Here is a 17,290-nt window from a genome sequence, read left to right on the forward strand (position 1 = left end):
ACAATAGATTATTTTAGGATATCGGACTAAGCCAATAAATTACAGGAAAAAAGGCGTGAAACGGAAAGCCGTTGATGGATTTTTGCTGGAATTACCCAAATCCTTTTCTACTTTTCCCAAAAAAACCATCGAAATGAAAAGACCTTTACTTGGATTGATTTTCGGCTTTATCTTGACCTTACAAGCCTTTGCTCAGGAGGAATATTACTTCCCCGGTGAAAAATTTGACCCCTCCATTCCTTCACCCTCCCAGTTTTTGGGTTACCCTGTCGGAGATTGGCATACGCGCTATGACCTGATCGTGAAGTATTTTGAAAAACTCGATCAACTGAGCGAAAGCGCTCAGCTTTTTACCATCGGCTACACCCATGAGCATAGACCCAAAGTGATCCTAACCATCGCTTCGGTCAAAAACATGGGAAATCTGGAAGAAATCCGCCAAAAACAACTCCAATTGGCAGATCCTTCCCAGCCCAAACCTGATATGGCTTCTATGCCTTCGATCATTCACTTGGGCTATGGCGTTCACGGAAACGAACCCTCCTCGGCCGAGGCGGCCATGCTGACGGCTTATTGGCTGATGGCTTCCCAATCGGATTTGGCGAAGAATCTCAGAGAAAATTCCGTTGTCCATATCGACCCTACGCTAAACCCAGACGGAAGAGACCGTCATAGCCTTTGGGCTAATTCCAACAAAGGTTTCCCTGCCGTTGCTGATCCTTTGGATCGTGAACACAATGAAGCTTGGCCGGGCGGTCGTACCAACCATTATTGGTTTGACCTGAACCGGGATTGGCTTCCGCTTGCCCATCCCGAATCGCAAGTGAAAGTCGAATGGTACCATCAGTGGTATCCCAATGTAACCACGGATTTTCATGAAATGGGCACCAACAGCACCTATTTCTTCGAGCCGACCAAACCATATGGCTCAGAAAATCCGGTGGTACCGAGAAAAAATTACGACGACATCAACCCGCGTTTTGCCAAATATTTCGCCAAGTATATGGACGAAATCGGAAGCCTTTACTGGACCAAGGAAGTCTTTGACAACAGCTATCCGGGCTACGGATCGACTTATCCAGACATCCACGGGGGCTTGGGTTTGGTTTTTGAGACTGCCAGCTCCAGAGGTCATGTGCAAAATAGCCAACGCGGACCGATCACCTTTGCTTTTACCATCCGAAATCATGTGGTCAACTCCCTAGCGACTATGGAAGCTGCCTTAGACAATCGGGAGTACATGCATGAGTACCTCAGAGAGTTTTTCGATAGTGCGGTGACGGAAGGAGCCAAAGACCCTGCGAAAAACTATGTTTTCGGAGATGAATTTGATGAGAGCCGCAACCGACTTTTTGTCCAATTCCTTTTGGACCACAAGATCAAGGTCTATGAAAACTCAGCTGACCTCAGCGCTGGAGGTCAATCCTTCAAGAAAGGAAAATCCTGGGTAGTTCCTACCAATCAGCCTCAGTATCGCATGGTGCGGACCATGTTTGAATATGTGAAAGATTTTGCCGATTCGGTATTTTACGATGCTTCAGCATGGACCATGGCTGCCGCCTATGGGATGCCTTTTGCGGCAGCGCCTGCTGCCAAAGCAGGAAGTCAAGTAGCTGAGGTCAAAGCTCCAACTTTAGTATTTCCTGAAGGAAAGGCCTATGCTTATCTGATTGATTGGTCGGATTACTACGCTCCGAAGATGCTTTTTGAACTCCAAAAAGTGGGAATTCATGTAGAATCGGTTCACCGACCGTTTTCCTCCCAAACTCAGGATGGAAAAGTGGATTTTCCGGCAGGAACCCTGATGATTCCCATGGGCTTCCAGAAAATGAATGCAGAGGAAGTCAGTGCCAAAATCAAGGAAATCGCCGCCAAAACCCATCAGCAGGTGTACGCCGTTCAGACCGGGCTCAATCTGAGCGGGATTGATCTCGGTTCTAATTTGGTTTCTGCCGTACAGCAGCCCAAGGTCTTGATGATGGTGGGTACGGGCGTAAATTCTTATGAAGCAGGGGAGATTTGGAATCTGCTCGATCAGCAGGTAGGTATGCCGATTACCAAGGTGAACGTGGAGCAGTTTGGCCGAGTGAATCTTCACAATTACAACACGCTGATTCTTCCTTCCGGAAATTATAACTCCCTGTCTGAGGGACAGGTCAATCACCTCAAAGATTGGGTAAATCGTGACGGAACGATCATTTCCATGAAAAACGCCTCCCTTTGGCTCAACCGAGTAGGCATCACCAAAGAAGAAGCAGTGAAGTTGGAAGAGGAAAAAGAGCCGGCTTCCCTCCCATTCAATACCCAAAATGACTTCGAGGGAGCCAAAGAAGTGGGTGGAAGTATTTACCTAGCGGAGTTGGATTTGACGCACCCGATCGCCTATGGCTATCACCGTAAAAATCTCCCCGTGTACAGAAATACGGATATTTTCATCAAGCCATCAGCTGACAAGTATTTGACCCCGATCAAATACACCGCTAATCCTCACTTGGGAGGATACATTTCCAAAACCAACTTGGAAAAACTCAAGCTAAGTGCCGGAGTGGTCATTTCTTCCTCAGGTCAAGGACGGATCGTTCACTTCTTTGACAGTCCCAATTTCAGAGGCACTTGGTTCGGTACCAACAAGCTATTCCTGAATGCCCTTTTCCATGGGGATAACATGGATTAGGGAATTTGAGATTTGATGCTTTGACTAAGCTCAGCACAAGAATTTGAAAAAAAGCCACTTGATCAGGGATTCAGTGGCTTTTTTTTGAAAAACTCTATATTTTTCAGTACAACATGCCAAAAACCCAAAGCGGAAGACTTTTTCCTACAGGGTATTCCAAATCGTCCTTGACAATCCAAGTCATTTCATCTTTAACCTGCTTTCCGCTTTTATTCTTTCCTCCTACTTCAAAATGAAACTTACCGTCAAGTAAAAAATCTACAGAAGCTGAGTATTGAACTTTATGGGTAACTTTCACCAGACTGTTGAAAAAAGTTTCACGAACCGTTCCTGCTTCCGGCTTATTTTCACTTAATGCAAATAAATAATTCGTATTATTCAAAAAGATTTTTTCAGGTTTTTGTAATAAAGCAACACTAATTCCTGCAGGATATTGAAGATCAATCAAGCGGGCCTCAGCCAGATAAATGAGGTAATTAACCATGGAATTTCGATGAATTAGCGTTTTTTCAGCTAACGCAGAAATGTTGGGTTTAAATGGAACCAGCTGAGCGATTAAGTAAAGAAGTTGAAGAAGTTTTTTCCCATTTCGGATGTCAAAGCCTTTTATCTCAGCCATATCGTATTCCACAATAGTCCGGATAAGCTGCCGAAGTTTTTTAAAATAAATTCTCTCGCTCTCTCCTGAAAAAGGGAAATAACCGCTTCTTAAATAAGCTTGAAAATGAGCTAAAGGCAAGAAATGAGATGGAAAATGGCTTCGAAGTGAAAAACCGGGATTTATCAGGTCCTCCAACTTGACTATAGGTAAGTTTATCCCTTTTTGAAAACTCAGGAATTCCCGGTAAGAAAGCCCATGAAGTTCATAAATAATAGCCCTACGACTCAGGTCTCCCTCTTCTTTGGCAATATCAATGATGGATGATCCCGTAAAAATGACTTGTAAATCCCTATATCGGTCATGAAGATTTTTAATCTCCCGAGACCAGTTTGGATACTTATGGACCTCATCCAAAACAACAATTTTTCCTCCTGATTGATAAAAGGCTTTGACTACCTCTACTACACTATGCGAAAGAAAATATATCTCATCCAAGGAAAAATAGGCGATATGAGACTCAGGGAGCTGTGCCTCCTTCAGATATTGAAGCAAAAGTGTGGTTTTACCGGTACCTCGAGCACCTTTGATTCCGATTAATTTTTCGTCCCATTCAATTTTGGAATACAAATAGCGCTTAAAACCCGTCTGTGTAGTTTGAATTAATTGGCTAGATATTTCAAGAAGTTCTTCCATGTTTTGCACTTTTTAATATGCAAAAATATGATTTTTAGCCTATTTAAATGTGCATAAATGTGAAATTATCGCACATTTATTTATGCAAATAGACTGAATCAATCCTCTTTATTCAAAAAAACCGTCAAGCAAACTGCCTGACGGTTTTTTGGTATCTAGTTGGTTTAGTTTACAATTTAAATTGTACCGGCAAAGTCATTTGAGTTGGGACTGCATTTCCTTCTTTCTTCCCAGGAGTCCATTTTCCGGATTCTGCAACTACACGAACTGCCTCCTCGTCACATCCTCCCCCAATACCGCGAAGCACTTCAATAGTGTCGACTGAGCCATCCGCTCTTACCACAAAAGTTACCATGACCATCCCTTGAATATTCGCTTCCTTTGCCGCCTCGGGATATTTCAGGTTATCAATCATATATTGGGTAAAGCCCTGCATTCCTCCCGGAGGCGAAGGCATTTCCTCTACTTGCTTGTGGACGGTTTCTTGGGCCAATACATTCATTGAAAAGAGCGTAGAGCCTAAAACAAGAGTAAGTCCAAGAATGATTTTTTTTGAAATTTGTTTGATCATGATTAGTTGAGTTAGTTTTAAATTTTTATTAGCAGTGAATACCAGATATTTCACATATAATATTTTACCAATTAAAATATTTGAAAAAGGTCTAATATCTGACTTAATAGGTTTTCACATATCATACACCTTTCCCAATGAGCAAGGGGAATTTGTATTATGGAAATAATGGCCAATCAGAAATTTTAATGCAGCTATCTAAGATTTTTTATGGGATCGAAAGAACTGAGAAAATTAAATACACCTGATATTGTTTATTTAAGCCCTTCCTTCGATGGATATCCAAAAACGACTAAATGCCTCCCATACAAATCAGCAATCATTTTCTCCCTACTTTTTTTCAAAGATTCACCTGTAGCTGGATTATAAGTTACAAATCTAACAGGCATACTCATCCTGGTATTCACAACCTCCCCACCTATCTTTCCAGGTTCCCATTTGGGACCGTTTTCAATGACTCGCAGAGCTTCATTGTCGCTCTCTCATCCAATACCCCGCAAAATTGCCACTCGATCAAGTGAACCATCCTCCCTTACATCAAACCCTATGATGACGGTACCTTCCACTCCATTTTCACGGTCAAGTTTGGAATATTTCATGTTTTTTGCCAAAAAGGTGTACCACCCGTCGTCACCAATTGCAGGTCTGGGAAGTTCATCCACTCGGTCAAAAACAGGATATATCGGCGAAGCAGCATCTGGTACAAGTCTAATTATGTACTTCTTTCCAGCCTCAAAGGAGTCCTCCCAAACTTCCGAGGTACTATAATGCTGGATAATTAGTGTAGCTTCATCAGAAGGAATCGAAATGGTGAAAAAACCATCTACATCTGTGACGGTTCCGATAGTAGTTCCTTTGATCACAACTGTAGCACCCACAGCTTTTTCACCTTGTGGATTTACAACTTTCCCTTCAACAATAAATTTGTTATTGATCTCCTGTGAAAATCCATCTATAGGGAAATACAATGATAGGATTCCCAAAAAGATCAAAAATCGATATAAAATTAGTTTTTTCATATTATTTTGATTTACAGATAAATATATCTCAACAAAATTTAAGGTTGGGGAATAAAATTATGCCGGTACCACATGTGACTTCAATAAACTCGCAAATAGTTAATTATATCCAACCACCGTAACTTGTGGTTTAACAGAATTGATTGGTACTTCTATCACCTCTCCAAATTGAGTGGTGGAATTGGTCTCGATAGACACAGGATTTCCAGTTCCTAGTTTGAATCGGATAGGCAACCTCATTCTGCAATTCACAGCAATTCCTTTTTGATATCCAGGAGTCCAATTTGGAGCCTCAGAAACCACTCTAAGTGCTTCTTCATCTGCTCCTCCACCGATGCCTCGAAGGATTTCAGGATTGGAAATCGAACCATCTGAATTGATGGTAAATACTACGATGACTGTTCCTTCGATTCCCATTCTTCGAGCCTCTTCGGGATATCTAAGATTTTTGGACAGATACAGATTCCATCCCTCCAATCCTCCTTCTGGATTGGGCTGATTCTCCACTACGTCAAAAATCTGCTTACCGTCTTTCCCGAGGTCATTGACCCGAGCCATCAAGTTGGCAGGTGACATGGAAGCAGTCTTTTCCACCATGGTAGGACCGTCCATTTCTTCTTCAGGAGTGATTTCACAGGAGAAAACGGAAACTAATAGTGCTACTGCCGGAATCAGTGCCAGAAACCGAGCCTTTTGGTGTGGTGTTGAGTTGGTTTTAGTTAGCATAAGGATACGTTTTTTGGTTTGAAATTGGTTAAAGTTGTTCATGAACTGCCAGGAAGGCCGTGCTGTCACCAAATGAAGGAGAAGCGTGGCATATTCTTTTCTTGACACCTGATGAGTCACTCCCTGATCTGCCTGATATTCATGTACTTCTCTCAGGGAACTTTCAAAGGCGTAAATCATTGGATTAAACCACAAAAGTATTTTTGCTGCATTGACTAGAAGCAAGTCCCAACTATGAAGCAAACGAACGTGCATGGATTCGTGAGCCAGAATCTGCCGTTGTTTGGGGTCTTTCAAGTCAACATGAGGCATTAAAATGTAGCTGAAAAAGGAAGCCGGAGAGAAATCGGGGTGGATGGCCACCCAATTTTTGTCAAATTGGGTCAGTTTGGCTTCTCCGATCTGTTTTTGGGCAGTTAGTAAGCCCAAAATCATTCTTGCGGCCATCACCACTACCCCAAGCAGGTAGACATAAAAAACCCAATCCAGCCAAGAATATCCTGAATCCTGAATCTGAACGGTATTTTGCCCTACCTCAAAGACCGGAAGAACAAACTCTCCAACCCCTGCGGATTCTATCGTGAATAACGAAAAATCAATCGCAGGCAAGATTAGCGCAATCGTCAAAATAAGCAGGAGAACGGCTCTGTTCCAGGAAAAAAAAGTCAGTCCGCTCAGAAATCCTCTGAACAATCCCAGCCCGATTCCAAGAGCCAGACTGACTTTTAAGAGGTATAGCAGCACCTCGTTCATTACTTGTTATCCTCCATTTGGTCGATCATTTTCTTCAGTTCTTTGACCTCCTTCTGGGAGATATTTTTCTCCTTTACCATGAAGGAAAGGAAATTACCCACCGAACCTCCAAAGAAATTGGAGACCAATCGGTTCAGGCTTTTCCGGCTGTAATCTTCCTGATTGATAGCCGGCTTGTAGATGTTCACTGTACCGTACATTCGGTGAGAGAGATAGCCCTTAGATTCAATATTCCTGATGGTCGATGCCAAAGTGGTGTAGGGCGGCTTCGGTTCAGGCAAGAGTTCAAGAACATCACGGATCAATAGCTCTCCCTGATTCCAGAAAATGGACATGATCTGCTCTTCGTGCTGATTTAATTCTTTCATAATTGGGTGTTAAGTTTTAAAGATTTACGATTATTTAGTAAGTCTATGAATTAATTTTAAAATATGCAATACAACTTGGATATTTTTTTTGCATCCTATGAAAAAAAAGTAAAAATGGATAAGAAAACCCGCCTTCAATCGCTCTATATCTTCCTGATTTTTGTGACGATAACAGCTTTAGGAGCCTTGATTGGCCACTTTTGGGTACATCCTTATCCTCACCTGAGGGTATGGAATGCGGAAAATATTTTTTGGATTTTACTGGGACTACCTTTTGTATTTTTTCAAGGTAAGGTGAACATTCCCGAGTTCTTGGCTCCCCATGTTAGCCTTCGAACCCGCATTTGTAAACCGCTGAGCCTCGGCTTGATTTTCGGCGTTTTAGATGTGTTTATAATAAAAATGGTGCTTCATCCTGAGCCCTATTCTGAGCTACCTCCTTTTCTCCAACCATTTCCCTATTCTCTTTTGCTCTATTTTTCGGGAGCCTTGGAAATCGAAATTTTTTACCGACTGATCCCAATTACCTTGACTTTACTGATCGTATCTCAGATCAATCATGGCAAATACCTAAATCAGGCTTTTTGGGTCATAGCTTTACTATCCTCTTTGAGAGAGCCACTCGAGCAGCTTCCGGGTGGAGAAACTTGGTTTATCGGGTATTCTTTGCTTTCCGGGTTTGGGATGAATTTCATCCAGGCGCTTTACTTCAGGCAGGCGGGGTTTCTGGCAACGCTTATGCTTCGGTTGGGACATTACCTGGTATGGCACATTCTCTTGGGAGTCTATGTCCAGTGGATTGAATTAGGCGGTCAGCACTATCCTTAATCGTACTTTGCCTGGATGACCACTGTCCTTACCAATACCGGAGAAACCATGAAATACCCCAGCACCTCAGGTCTCCCCTGAACTACCCGGATGTTGGTAGTCGGATTTTGTGGGGGAGGACTGAAAAGCCCCCCATCATTGAAAAGCAAATTGACCAGCTCATTGAGGTAATCGTAGGCATCTCTATTGAGTCGGAACAGCTCCAGCCTGACCCGGTCGTTTTCCTGAAAGGTATATCCAAGTTCTAATCCCTGTTCAAAAAACTGCAGACCAAAAGTGTCATCAAACAACAGGTAATCTTCCCTTTGGTTTTTCAGGGTATCATTTTCAATGACCCGAATTCGATAATTGTTGTCCTCCTCAAAGGGCACCCTTCCATATACCTTAATGTAATATCCCTCCTCTCTAAATATCCGCTCCTCTTCAAATTGCCAAGTCAAGCTGTCCAAAATCGGGGCCTCAAGCATAATCCCTTCCGATTGGTACATATTTCCACCCCATTTGACTTGAAGCTGATACCGCTCGCCTACTACCGCTCTTTCGGTAGGGTTGACAGGGCGGTAGGTATTCAAGCCAGGCAAAAATTGAAAAGGGATGACCTTATCAGAGCCTTGGACGGTAATCATAACCTCAGCATCTCGGATAATTTCCGTCTGCAGGGAATCGTAATAATCCTTGGACAGGGATATTCTGACCTCATTATAAGATCCCTGATCAGTCCAAAAGGCTTCTATCGTAGGAATCATTTCCTCTTTGCTGCCCAAAGGCAAAACAACCTCCTCCTGACAGGAAAAAAGACCAAAAACCAATATGCCCAACAGCGTGTATCTCATCAAAATTGAAAGTTATAGGTAATGGAAGGCAAAACGGTAAACAGGTAGGTCATCACTACGCCGGGTCTGGAACTAACAATCTCTCCATCCTCCGATGGATTGAAATTAATGTCGTTGTTGTAAATCTGTCTAAACTCGTATGCAAATGGGTTTTTCCTTCCATATAAGTTGTAAACGCTGAAGTTCCAGCTTCCCTTCCACTTTCTCCCTTTGTCGGCATTTCGCCAAGTGATGGAAGCATCCATTCGGTGGTAATCCGGAAATCGGTCCAGATTTCTTAATTCGGGATAAAGCGGGACATTCTGATTGTCCACTACATAGGAACCTACGGGAAAAGTCACCGCCAAGCCGGAAGTGTAGACGAAGGTTAACCCGGCAGACCATCTAGGATTAAATTCATGATTGACAACCAAAGTCACATCGTGGGGCCGATCAAATCGGGGATTGTAGGCCTGATTGAGGCTGACTCCTTCGATTTGTCTCCAGGTCCTCGACCAAGTATAGGATAGCCACCCGGTGGTTTTGCCTGTGTTTTTTCGAAGCAAAGTCTCCACTCCATAAGCCCATCCGTCTCCCGAAAGTATCTCTGTCTCCACCTGATCGGTAAAGAGCACCTGTGCGCCATTTCTCAAATCAATCACATTTCTCAAGTCCTTGTAATACCCTTCTACCGACAGCTCCCAACGGTTATTGTCAAAATTTCGGAAGAACCCGGCAGAGACCTGATCACTCTGAATAGGGCGGGTGTACCGATCTGCCAACATCCATCGATCTATAGGAAGTCCCGCAGAACTGTTGGTGGCAATCTGTACGTATTGAAAATTTCTATTGTATGCTGCTTTGAACGAAAATTGCTCATCGATCAGATATCGAAATGCCAATCTTGGCTCCAGACCCTGATAAAATTGCATGGGTTCCCACGCATCAAAACTTTCCGATCCTATTTCTTCATTCCGTTCGGGCTTATCATCAGGGTAAAGATACTCCACTCCTTTTCCCACTTGGGAATATATTCCCCATCTCAGCCCTGCTTCCATGCTCAATTTGGGAGAAAAATCCTTGTTCAAACCAACGAAGAGGTTATTGAGTAGTCCATTTTTGGGATTAGTCACAATTTCACCGATTCCACTATCCGGGTCAGGACTGAGGTCCACCGGAGAGAATTGATAAAACTGGACATGAATCCCCCAGTTGATCGTGGTCTTATCTGACAGGATTCTGATCCAATTGGCCTTTACTCCGGTTTCGGAAAGCCGATTGGTCCATTCGAAGCCGTTTTCGGGATCATTGATTTCTACTTTGTATTGATAGCGGGAAAAATACCCCTGAAGGTCAAAAAACGAATTCTCTGAATTGACCCTATTCCAATTCACAGAATTGACCCAATTGGTCCATCCCAAGCCAAACTGATCATCCAATCCCAAAAAGTCGGCACCCTCATAGATGCTAAAGGAAAGCTTATCCTTTTCTCCTAAAAAGAAGGAAAATTTTCCGCTCAGGTCATAAAAATTCAGTTTATTGTTTCTGAGGTTTTCATCCCGGGAAAGTTTCAGAAACAAATCCGCATAGGTCCTCCTACCACTCACAATAAAGGAAGAGTTTTTGCCAAAAAGAGGGCCGTCCAAAGTCAATCTAGAGGAAATGGTCCCAATTCCTCCCTGCCCATGAATCTGATTCCTATTCCCTTCCTGAAGCGAGACATCTATAAGAGAAGAAGCCCGTCCGCCAAACGAGGCCGGCATGTTCCCTTTGTACAAGTCCACTTTGCTCAAGGCATCAGGATTGAAAACAGAAAAAATCCCGAAGAAATGGGATGCATTATAGACGGGTGCTCCGTCCAGCTGCACGAGGTTTTGGTCAGCAGAACCGCCCCGGACAAACAGCCCCGTGGTCCCTTCTCCGGCCGTTTGCACGCCGGGCAAAAGTTGCAGAGACCGGAACAAATCCACTTCACCAAAAAGTGCAGGAATATTTTTTATCGTTTCGATGGGCACACTTGCTTTGCCCATTTCCAGATTCTTGATTTGCTCATCAGGCCTTCTTTCCCGGATGATGATCTCTTCCAAAGACATTTCTTCAGGCTTCAGAAAAAACCGAAGCCCTTTTTCCCCATCCTTAGGCTGAATGACCCGCACTGAGCGCTCATACCCAATGTATGAGATGACCAACTTTGCCGGTAATAAGGCTGAAGAAATTTCAAATTCCCCATCCAAACCCGTCACTACTCCGGTGGCTGTAATGCCTTCCCAGTAGACATTGGCACCTATGAGTGGCTGAGAACTCAGCGCATCAAAAACTTCCCCTCGGATTTTGGGAGCAGATTGGCCAAGGGCAACCCCCCAAGCCAGAGCAAAACTGATCCAAAAGGTGATGACTCGGAAAACAGAAATGAGGGGCATCTGAAGAAAAGGATATCCTTGCCGAACGGACAAATGGATTTAATGTTTGTTAATTCTTGGGAAAGTTGGTGCCTTTGGAGAACCGCTCCCAAAAACCCGGCTTTCAAAATTAGGTTTATTTCCTAATTTCAGGCCATGATTTGGGCATATCCTGACATCAAACTCCTCCTTCTGCTTTCAGGCATCTTTGGTCTGTTGTACTTTTTTTACATCACCCGATATTGGATAATCAACCGTCGACTGAAAGTTCAGAAGCAACGGCTGTTTACCAAGCTAATTCTCCGCACCCTATATTTTATTCTTTTTCTGATCGCTTTGGCAGGTCCTTCGATCGGCAATTCATTCAAGGAAATCCAGGAAGAAGGCAAAGACATTTTTATCGCTGTAGACCTTTCCCAGTCCATGGTCGCCACGGACATCCTTCCCAATAGACTGGCCAGAATCCAGTTTGAGCTGAAAGAACTGCTCAAGTCTTTTCCTTCAGACCGGATCGGCTTGATTATTTTCAGTACTGAGGCATTTATGCAGCTTCCCTTGACGTATGATCAGGCAGTACTCAATCTTTACATTGACGGGCTAAATATCGGTCTGGTACCCAATCTGGGTACAGACTTGACTACCCCTCTCAAGATGGCTTTGGACAAGTTTGAAAAGGATGAAAGCAAGGAAGTAAAGTCAAGAGCGGTCATTCTCATCTCGGATGGGGAGCATTTCGGGGATGACTTGGAAACGATCGCCGACCGAATGGAAGAATATGGAGTTCGGGTGTTTTCCCTAGGTGTGGGAACCGATGAAGGAGGTCAAATGCCCAGGGGCAACGGATTGGTAATGGACCCCAAAACCGGGCAGCCGGCCTTGACCCAACTCAACAGGACTCCGCTTCAATACCTCGCCGCTGAAACCGGAGGAGAATACTTTGAGATTTCTGACCAGGCCAAAGAAATGGGAAGTCTGATTTCTGCCCTAAGCACGATGAAAGGTGGGGTATCCAACACCCGTATGGTAGAGACCAGCTCCAATAAGTATTTCTATTTCCTACTTGCTGCTTTGGCTTTGGCCTTGGTAGACATGATATTACCCGTAAAGACCATCAAACTATGATGAGCTGGAGTAAAAGTATAGTTGGCCTTTTCCTGTTTATTCCTGCCTCTTGGACACAGGTAAGCAGACAAAATGAAGCCATTGAAAAAGCGGAAAAAAGCTATGCTGAAGCACGGTATGAAGAATCCATAACAGATCATTTGATCCTTTTGAATGAATTTGCTCTTGCATCTCCCTACTTGGATTTCAATTTGGGACTCACCCATCACCATGCCAATCAGGCAGATGTGGCGGCAGGTTTTTATGATAAAACCACAGTTGCCGCAGACAAAAAGCTTTCTTCCTTCGCCTTCAATCAAAGCGGAGTGCTCATGGGTAACAAAAAAGAATATCAGGCCGCGTTGAGCAAATTTCAAACCGCTCTCATCAAGGATCCCACCAACGAGGAGGCTCGGTACAACTATGAGCTCTTGGCAAGGTGGCTTCAACGGGCCGAAGAAAGAAAACAACAGGAAAACAACCTACCCGAACCTTCCGAGTTTGCCAAACGGAAAAAAGCGGAAGCAGACCGGATGGTGGAACAATTCCGCTTCTCTGAGGCTTTAAATGTCATGGAAGAAGCGTTGGCACAAGATCAAACAGTGGCCGCGTATCAGGATTTCATCAATAGTCTAAAGGAGGTAGTAGAGATCAATGAAAAGTAAAAGCATTATTCTGTCCTTTCTTTTTTTCATGGGCATCAGCTGTGCCGTACTGGCTCAGTCCGCAGGTGATTTTTTCAACAGGGCTGCTAGATCCTATGTAAAAACCCAAAAAGATCAGGCCTTGGAGACCGTCAATAACGGGTTGAGCAAATACCCTGAAGATGCTAAGCTAAAAGCGCTAAAGGAAAAACTGGAAAAAGAGCAAGAACAAGAACAGCAGCAAAACTCCCAAGACCAACAACAGCAAAATCAACAAAACCAAAGTCAGAACAGCGAAGGAGAACAGGGACAAAACAACTCCCAGGAAAAAGAAGGGGAGCAAACTGATGAAGACAAAGCCAAAGAGGGTCAGCAAGGAGAAAATCCTTCTCAACAATCCGAAGAACAAGGCGAAAACAGCAACGATCAGATGGATGCCAACCTCGCCGATCGTCAACAAAAACTGGATGAAATGAGAGAAAAGCTGAAAGCTTTAAACCTCACTCCCGAACAGGCCAAACAGATTTTGGAATCCCTCAATGCCGCTGAGCTAAGGTATATCCAACAAAACAAGAAAAAACCAACCCAAAGACCGAACCGAGGCCTTCCGGATTGGTAAAAGCCAACGATTTGATCAAAACTAAACCCAAATAAACATGAGCAAAGAAGTATATATCGTGTCCGCCGTCCGAACACCTCTTGGAAGCTTTGGAGGAAATCTATCCGGGATGACCGCTGTCGAACTGGGAAGTACTGCCATCAAAGGTGCCCTCACCAAATCAGGAGTAGCCACCGACCAGGTACAGGAGGTTTTTATGGGAAATGTGATTTCTGCCAATCTCGGTCAGGCACCCGCAAGGCAAGCTGCCATCGGAGCTGGAATTGGATATCAAGTCCCCTGCACCACCATCAATAAGGTATGTGCTTCGGGAATGAAAGCTGTCATGTTTGCTGCGCAGTCCATCATGCTCGGGATCAATGATGTGGTCGTTGCCGGAGGGATGGAGAGCATGTCCAATGTGCCTTTCTATGTGCCCAAGGCAAGATTTGGCTATAAATACGGCAATGCAGAACTGATTGATGGTCTGGTAAAAGACGGACTTTTTGAGGTCTACTACAAGTTTCCAATGGGCAACTGTGCCGACAATACCGCCAAGGAAATGAATATCTCCCGGGAAGATCAAGATGCCTATGCGATTCAATCTTACAGACGGGCGGCTGAGGCTTGGTCCCAGGGCATGTTCAAAGACGAAGTGATCCCCGTAGAGATGACCGGAAGAAAAGGAGAAAAGATCCTGATCGGAGAAGACGAGGAGTATAAAAACGTCATGTTCGATAAAATTCCTACCCTTCGCCCGGTATTTGACAAAAACGGGACCGTGACTGCCGCCAATGCATCTACCATGAATGACGGTGCATCTGCACTGGTTTTGGTAAGCAAGGAAAAAGCGGAAGAACTGGGATTGAAGCCTTTGGCAAAAATCCGGGGCTTTGCCGATGCGGCTACAGACCCGCTTTGGTTTACGACAGCACCAGCTTTGGCCATTCCAAAAGCACTGAAACACGCCGGAGTTTCTTCCGATGAGGTCTCTTATTATGAAATCAACGAAGCCTTTTCTGCTGTGGCCTTGGCCAATCAGCGTGAGCTAAAGCTGGACAATGACCGAATCAATGTGTTTGGAGGGGCGGTTTCTTTAGGCCATCCTTTGGGAGCATCCGGTGCCAGAATCATAGCCACCCTCAATTCGGTGCTGCAACACAAATCCGGGCAAATCGGAGTTGCGGGTATTTGCAACGGAGGCGGAGGTGCTTCTGCATTGGTGATTGAAAAGATGTAAAACGAAAAAATACAGGATAAAAAAAGCAGGTTAAATGCCTGCTTTTTTTATTTTATTCGGTGGCTATCGGTTGGGGAAAACCAGAAGTAAACACCAGTTCCAACTTTTCCTTTCCCCCCAAAACAAACATCGCCTCTACACCTGGAAGACGTTCGGCTAATTCCACCCCCTTTTTCTCTCCCATGGCCATAAATGCCGTAGCCAATCCGTCCGCCAAAGTGGCTGAAGGAGCCAATACCGAAACGGAAACCAAATTGTGGCTTACTGGATAACCTGTTTTGGGATCCAGAATATGGGACCGGCGGTTGCCTTGCTCGTCTATGTAGAACTTCCGGTAATTACCTGAACTACTCAGGGACTTTTGGTCCATCATCACTTTGGTAAGCATACTGCTGGTGATCCCCAATTCTGCCTGCACCGGGTCTTCTACCCCAACAGTCCATTCCACTCCCCGTGAATTCAGTCCTCGGGCCCGCATTTCACCCCCGATTTCCACCATGTAATTTATGATTTGGTTTTTCTCCACAACCTCTACTAATAGATCGATAGCAAAGCCTTCTCCTATTCCGGTGATGTCCAGCTGAACTCCCTCTTTTGCTGCCAAAAACCCTGAATCCGTTCTAATGATTTTATCCTCAAATCCCATTAAATCCATAAGACCAAGCACCTTGAGGGAATCCATCTGCTCCCGCTGGTCAAAAGAAAAACCCCAAGCTTTGATCAGGGGATAAAGAGTCGGTTCAAAATACCCATCGGTCAACTCATGAATTCGGTAGGCTGAATCCATCATAGCCAAAAAGGTGGGAGAAGGATTCTTCAGGTAACCGGAATTGTTGAAATCAGAAACTTCCGATTCCTGAATGTAAGAATTGGAAGCTGCATTGATTTGATCAAAAACGGCATCAAATTGAGCCTGAAGGTCTTTTCCAGGGTCCTGGACTTGAATCCGGTAATAGGTCCCAAATACCTCCCCTTCATAGACTTTGTATTTAACTTCTTCCTTGCAAGAAGCGAAGATCAATACACTTCCCAAAAACAGCCCGACAAATCTTTTCATATTTTTAACTTTAGAGTTCAAAAATAGACAATTTGCCCCTCAGGGCTGTTAACTTTCCGAGAACTTCAGTCACAGCACCCCGATTTATTCCCACTTTCTATGGTCGGTACTCCTTATCCCAAGATTGGCATCTTCTTTTTGACCTTGGTTTTCAAGCTTTTTTCTCCTGTTTTGGCTCAGGATACCGTGCGGACGTATTACGATGAAGAAAATCTGAGGGTGAAGGAAATCCTGACCAAGGTCAACGGAAAGGCCCAAGGTACGGTGAGGCTGTTTGATCCTGAAGGGAAATTGATTTTGGTCGGCTACCTCAAGGATGATAAGAAAAACGGCTATTTCTATGATTTGGATCCAGAAACAGGGGACACCCTTCGAGTCATGGAGTTTGTGGATAACCTTCGACAGGGGCCAAGCAGGAGCTTTTATCCCAATGGACAAATCAGCCAAGAATCCCACTTTGTCAACAACCAGCTGGAGGGATTGGTCACCACTTATTATGAAAACGGTCAAGTCAAAGATCAGACTACTTTCAAATCCAATAAACCCAGCGGAGAGGCTATTTCCTTTTATGAAAATGGTCAAGTCCGAACCAAGGCCAACTTTTTGGCAGGGCAGTACGATGGGGATTTCAGGGAATACAATGAGCAAGGTCAGCTCATCTACCAATCCCAATACAGCAAAGGCATCCTCAATGGCCCCGAAATCACTTATTTCGAAGAGGGAAGCATCAAATCAAAACGAATTTTTTCTAACGGTGCTTTGGATGGCCAATATCTCCTTTACCATCCAAATGGTCAGATAGAACGAAAGGGAACCTATAAAAAGGGGAGTCCAGAAGGTGAACTGATGGAATATTTTTCGGATGGCGCTGTAAGAATGCAATCCCAGTATTCCAAGGGTATTCCTTCCCAGCCTTCGCTCTATTTTTATGAAAATGGAGAAGTTCGGCAACGCGTTTTTTTCAATTCTTCCGGACAAAAAATCAGGGAACAAAACTACTTCACCGATGGAAATCTTCAGTCTATCTTCACTTATTCCAATGATTTGCTGGATGGAGAGGTAAAAATCTATTTTGAAAACGGCAATCTAAAAGAACTCCGAACCTATCTCAAGGGAAGACTCCATGGTCCCCGTGAGGAATACGATCCGGACGGGAAACTCCTCTTGTCAGAAATTTATGAAAACGGGAATATTATCAAGAAATAA

The 17,290-nt window shown here is 44.1% G+C and carries 15 protein-coding genes; 7 read left to right on the plus strand and 8 right to left on the minus strand.

All coding sequences use genetic code 11. The features are described 5' to 3' along the window. Positions 1–133: 133 nt before the first annotated feature. On the plus strand, positions 134–2,674 hold the full coding sequence (locus AAA943_RS01500; RefSeq protein ID WP_338222472.1) for a M14 metallopeptidase family protein: 2,541 nt from the start codon (positions 134–136) through the stop codon (positions 2,672–2,674). Positions 2,675–2,777: 103 nt separating this feature from the next. On the opposite strand, the gene AAA943_RS01505 is transcribed toward AAA943_RS01500, so the two are convergent. From AAA943_RS01505 to AAA943_RS01525, 5 genes are all read right to left on the minus strand, one after another. Further along, a complete protein-coding gene (locus AAA943_RS01505) occupies positions 2,778–3,968 on the minus strand; it encodes an ATP-binding protein (RefSeq protein WP_338222473.1) in 1,191 nt (396 codons plus the stop codon). Positions 3,969–4,137: 169 nt separating this feature from the next. Further along, entirely contained in the window at positions 4,138–4,539 is a 402-nt protein-coding gene (locus AAA943_RS01510; RefSeq protein ID WP_338222474.1) for an energy transducer TonB, read from the minus strand. Between the two features lie 482 nt (positions 4,540–5,021). After that, the gene (locus AAA943_RS01515; RefSeq protein WP_338222475.1) at positions 5,022–5,558 is read right to left on the minus strand and encodes a carboxypeptidase-like regulatory domain-containing protein; all 537 of its coding nucleotides are present in this window, start codon (positions 5,556–5,558) and stop codon (positions 5,022–5,024) included. Between the two features lie 99 nt (positions 5,559–5,657). After that, complete coding sequence (locus AAA943_RS01520; RefSeq protein ID WP_338222476.1) at positions 5,658–7,037, minus strand: M56 family metallopeptidase; 1,380 nt, start codon at positions 7,035–7,037, stop codon at positions 5,658–5,660. Continuing rightward, positions 7,037–7,405 (minus strand): BlaI/MecI/CopY family transcriptional regulator, encoded by a 369-nt coding sequence (locus AAA943_RS01525; RefSeq protein WP_338222477.1) that lies wholly within the window; start codon positions 7,403–7,405, stop codon positions 7,037–7,039. The genes AAA943_RS01520 and AAA943_RS01525 overlap by 1 nt, the downstream gene beginning before the upstream one ends. 63 nt (positions 7,406–7,468) lie before the next feature. On the opposite strand from AAA943_RS01525, the gene AAA943_RS01530 reads away from it, so the two are divergent. Then, positions 7,469–8,233, plus strand: a complete 765-nt coding sequence (locus AAA943_RS01530) for a hypothetical protein (protein ID WP_338222478.1) — start codon at positions 7,469–7,471, stop codon at positions 8,231–8,233. On the opposite strand, the gene AAA943_RS01535 is transcribed toward AAA943_RS01530, so the two are convergent. Beyond that, on the minus strand, positions 8,230–9,066 hold the full coding sequence (locus tag AAA943_RS01535) for a DUF4249 family protein (protein ID WP_338222479.1): 837 nt from the start codon (positions 9,064–9,066) through the stop codon (positions 8,230–8,232). The two genes, AAA943_RS01530 and AAA943_RS01535, sit on opposite strands and share 4 nt — an antisense overlap. Further along, positions 9,066–11,465: a TonB-dependent receptor gene (locus AAA943_RS01540; protein ID WP_338222480.1), complete on the minus strand. Its 2,400-nt coding sequence runs from the start codon at positions 11,463–11,465 to the stop codon at positions 9,066–9,068. The genes AAA943_RS01535 and AAA943_RS01540 overlap by 1 nt, the downstream gene beginning before the upstream one ends. Positions 11,466–11,600: 135 nt before the next feature. Between AAA943_RS01540 and AAA943_RS01545 the strand changes: the two genes are divergently transcribed. Genes AAA943_RS01545 through AAA943_RS01560 form a run of 4 tightly spaced genes read left to right on the plus strand, consistent with a single transcriptional unit; the run spans position 11,601 to position 15,027 of the window. Further along, the gene (locus AAA943_RS01545) at positions 11,601–12,566 is read left to right on the plus strand and encodes a VWA domain-containing protein (RefSeq protein WP_338222481.1); all 966 of its coding nucleotides are present in this window, start codon (positions 11,601–11,603) and stop codon (positions 12,564–12,566) included. Beyond that, entirely contained in the window at positions 12,563–13,210 is a 648-nt protein-coding gene (locus AAA943_RS01550; protein WP_338222482.1) for a hypothetical protein, read from the plus strand. The genes AAA943_RS01545 and AAA943_RS01550 overlap by 4 nt, the downstream gene beginning before the upstream one ends. Further along, positions 13,200–13,808, plus strand: a complete 609-nt coding sequence (locus AAA943_RS01555) for a hypothetical protein (protein ID WP_338222483.1) — start codon at positions 13,200–13,202, stop codon at positions 13,806–13,808. Before AAA943_RS01550 ends, AAA943_RS01555 begins: the two co-directional genes overlap by 11 nt. A gap of 37 nt (positions 13,809–13,845) precedes the next feature. Further along, a complete protein-coding gene (locus AAA943_RS01560; RefSeq protein ID WP_338222484.1) occupies positions 13,846–15,027 on the plus strand; it encodes an acetyl-CoA C-acyltransferase in 1,182 nt (393 codons plus the stop codon). Between the two features lie 52 nt (positions 15,028–15,079). Here the strand turns inward: AAA943_RS01560 and AAA943_RS01565 are convergent, their stop codons facing one another. Beyond that, positions 15,080–16,084, minus strand: coding sequence for an FAD:protein FMN transferase (locus tag AAA943_RS01565; RefSeq protein WP_338222485.1), 1,005 nt, complete (start codon positions 16,082–16,084; stop codon positions 15,080–15,082). Between the two features lie 99 nt (positions 16,085–16,183). On the opposite strand from AAA943_RS01565, the gene AAA943_RS01570 reads away from it, so the two are divergent. Beyond that, positions 16,184–17,290 (plus strand): toxin-antitoxin system YwqK family antitoxin, encoded by a 1,107-nt coding sequence (locus AAA943_RS01570; protein WP_338222486.1) that lies wholly within the window; start codon positions 16,184–16,186, stop codon positions 17,288–17,290.

Origin of the sequence: Algoriphagus confluentis (assembly GCF_036245625.1) — a bacterium.
Classification (GTDB): Bacteria; Bacteroidota; Bacteroidia; order Cytophagales; family Cyclobacteriaceae; genus Algoriphagus; species Algoriphagus confluentis.

Coding starts and splice junctions, on each gene's coding strand:
- AAA943_RS01510 (WP_338222474.1), bottom strand. CDS start 4,539: ATGATCAAACAAATTTCAAAAAAAATCATTCTTGGACTTACTCTTGTT.
- AAA943_RS01505 (WP_338222473.1), bottom strand. CDS start 3,968: ATGGAAGAACTTCTTGAAATATCTAGCCAATTAATTCAAACTACACAG.
- AAA943_RS01550 (WP_338222482.1), top strand. CDS start 12,563: ATGATGAGCTGGAGTAAAAGTATAGTTGGCCTTTTCCTGTTTATTCCT.
- AAA943_RS01535 (WP_338222479.1), bottom strand. CDS start 9,066: ATGAGATACACGCTGTTGGGCATATTGGTTTTTGGTCTTTTTTCCTGT.
- AAA943_RS01545 (WP_338222481.1), top strand. CDS start 11,601: ATGATTTGGGCATATCCTGACATCAAACTCCTCCTTCTGCTTTCAGGC.
- AAA943_RS01530 (WP_338222478.1), top strand. CDS start 7,469: ATGCAATACAACTTGGATATTTTTTTTGCATCCTATGAAAAAAAAGTA.
- AAA943_RS01520 (WP_338222476.1), bottom strand. CDS start 7,037: ATGAACGAGGTGCTGCTATACCTCTTAAAAGTCAGTCTGGCTCTTGGA.
- AAA943_RS01525 (WP_338222477.1), bottom strand. CDS start 7,405: ATGAAAGAATTAAATCAGCACGAAGAGCAGATCATGTCCATTTTCTGG.
- AAA943_RS01515 (WP_338222475.1), bottom strand. CDS start 5,558: ATGAAAAAACTAATTTTATATCGATTTTTGATCTTTTTGGGAATCCTA.
- AAA943_RS01540 (WP_338222480.1), bottom strand. CDS start 11,465: ATGCCCCTCATTTCTGTTTTCCGAGTCATCACCTTTTGGATCAGTTTT.
- AAA943_RS01555 (WP_338222483.1), top strand. CDS start 13,200: ATGAAAAGTAAAAGCATTATTCTGTCCTTTCTTTTTTTCATGGGCATC.
- AAA943_RS01570 (WP_338222486.1), top strand. CDS start 16,184: ATGGTCGGTACTCCTTATCCCAAGATTGGCATCTTCTTTTTGACCTTG.
- AAA943_RS01500 (WP_338222472.1), top strand. CDS start 134: ATGAAAAGACCTTTACTTGGATTGATTTTCGGCTTTATCTTGACCTTA.
- AAA943_RS01560 (WP_338222484.1), top strand. CDS start 13,846: ATGAGCAAAGAAGTATATATCGTGTCCGCCGTCCGAACACCTCTTGGA.
- AAA943_RS01565 (WP_338222485.1), bottom strand. CDS start 16,084: ATGAAAAGATTTGTCGGGCTGTTTTTGGGAAGTGTATTGATCTTCGCT.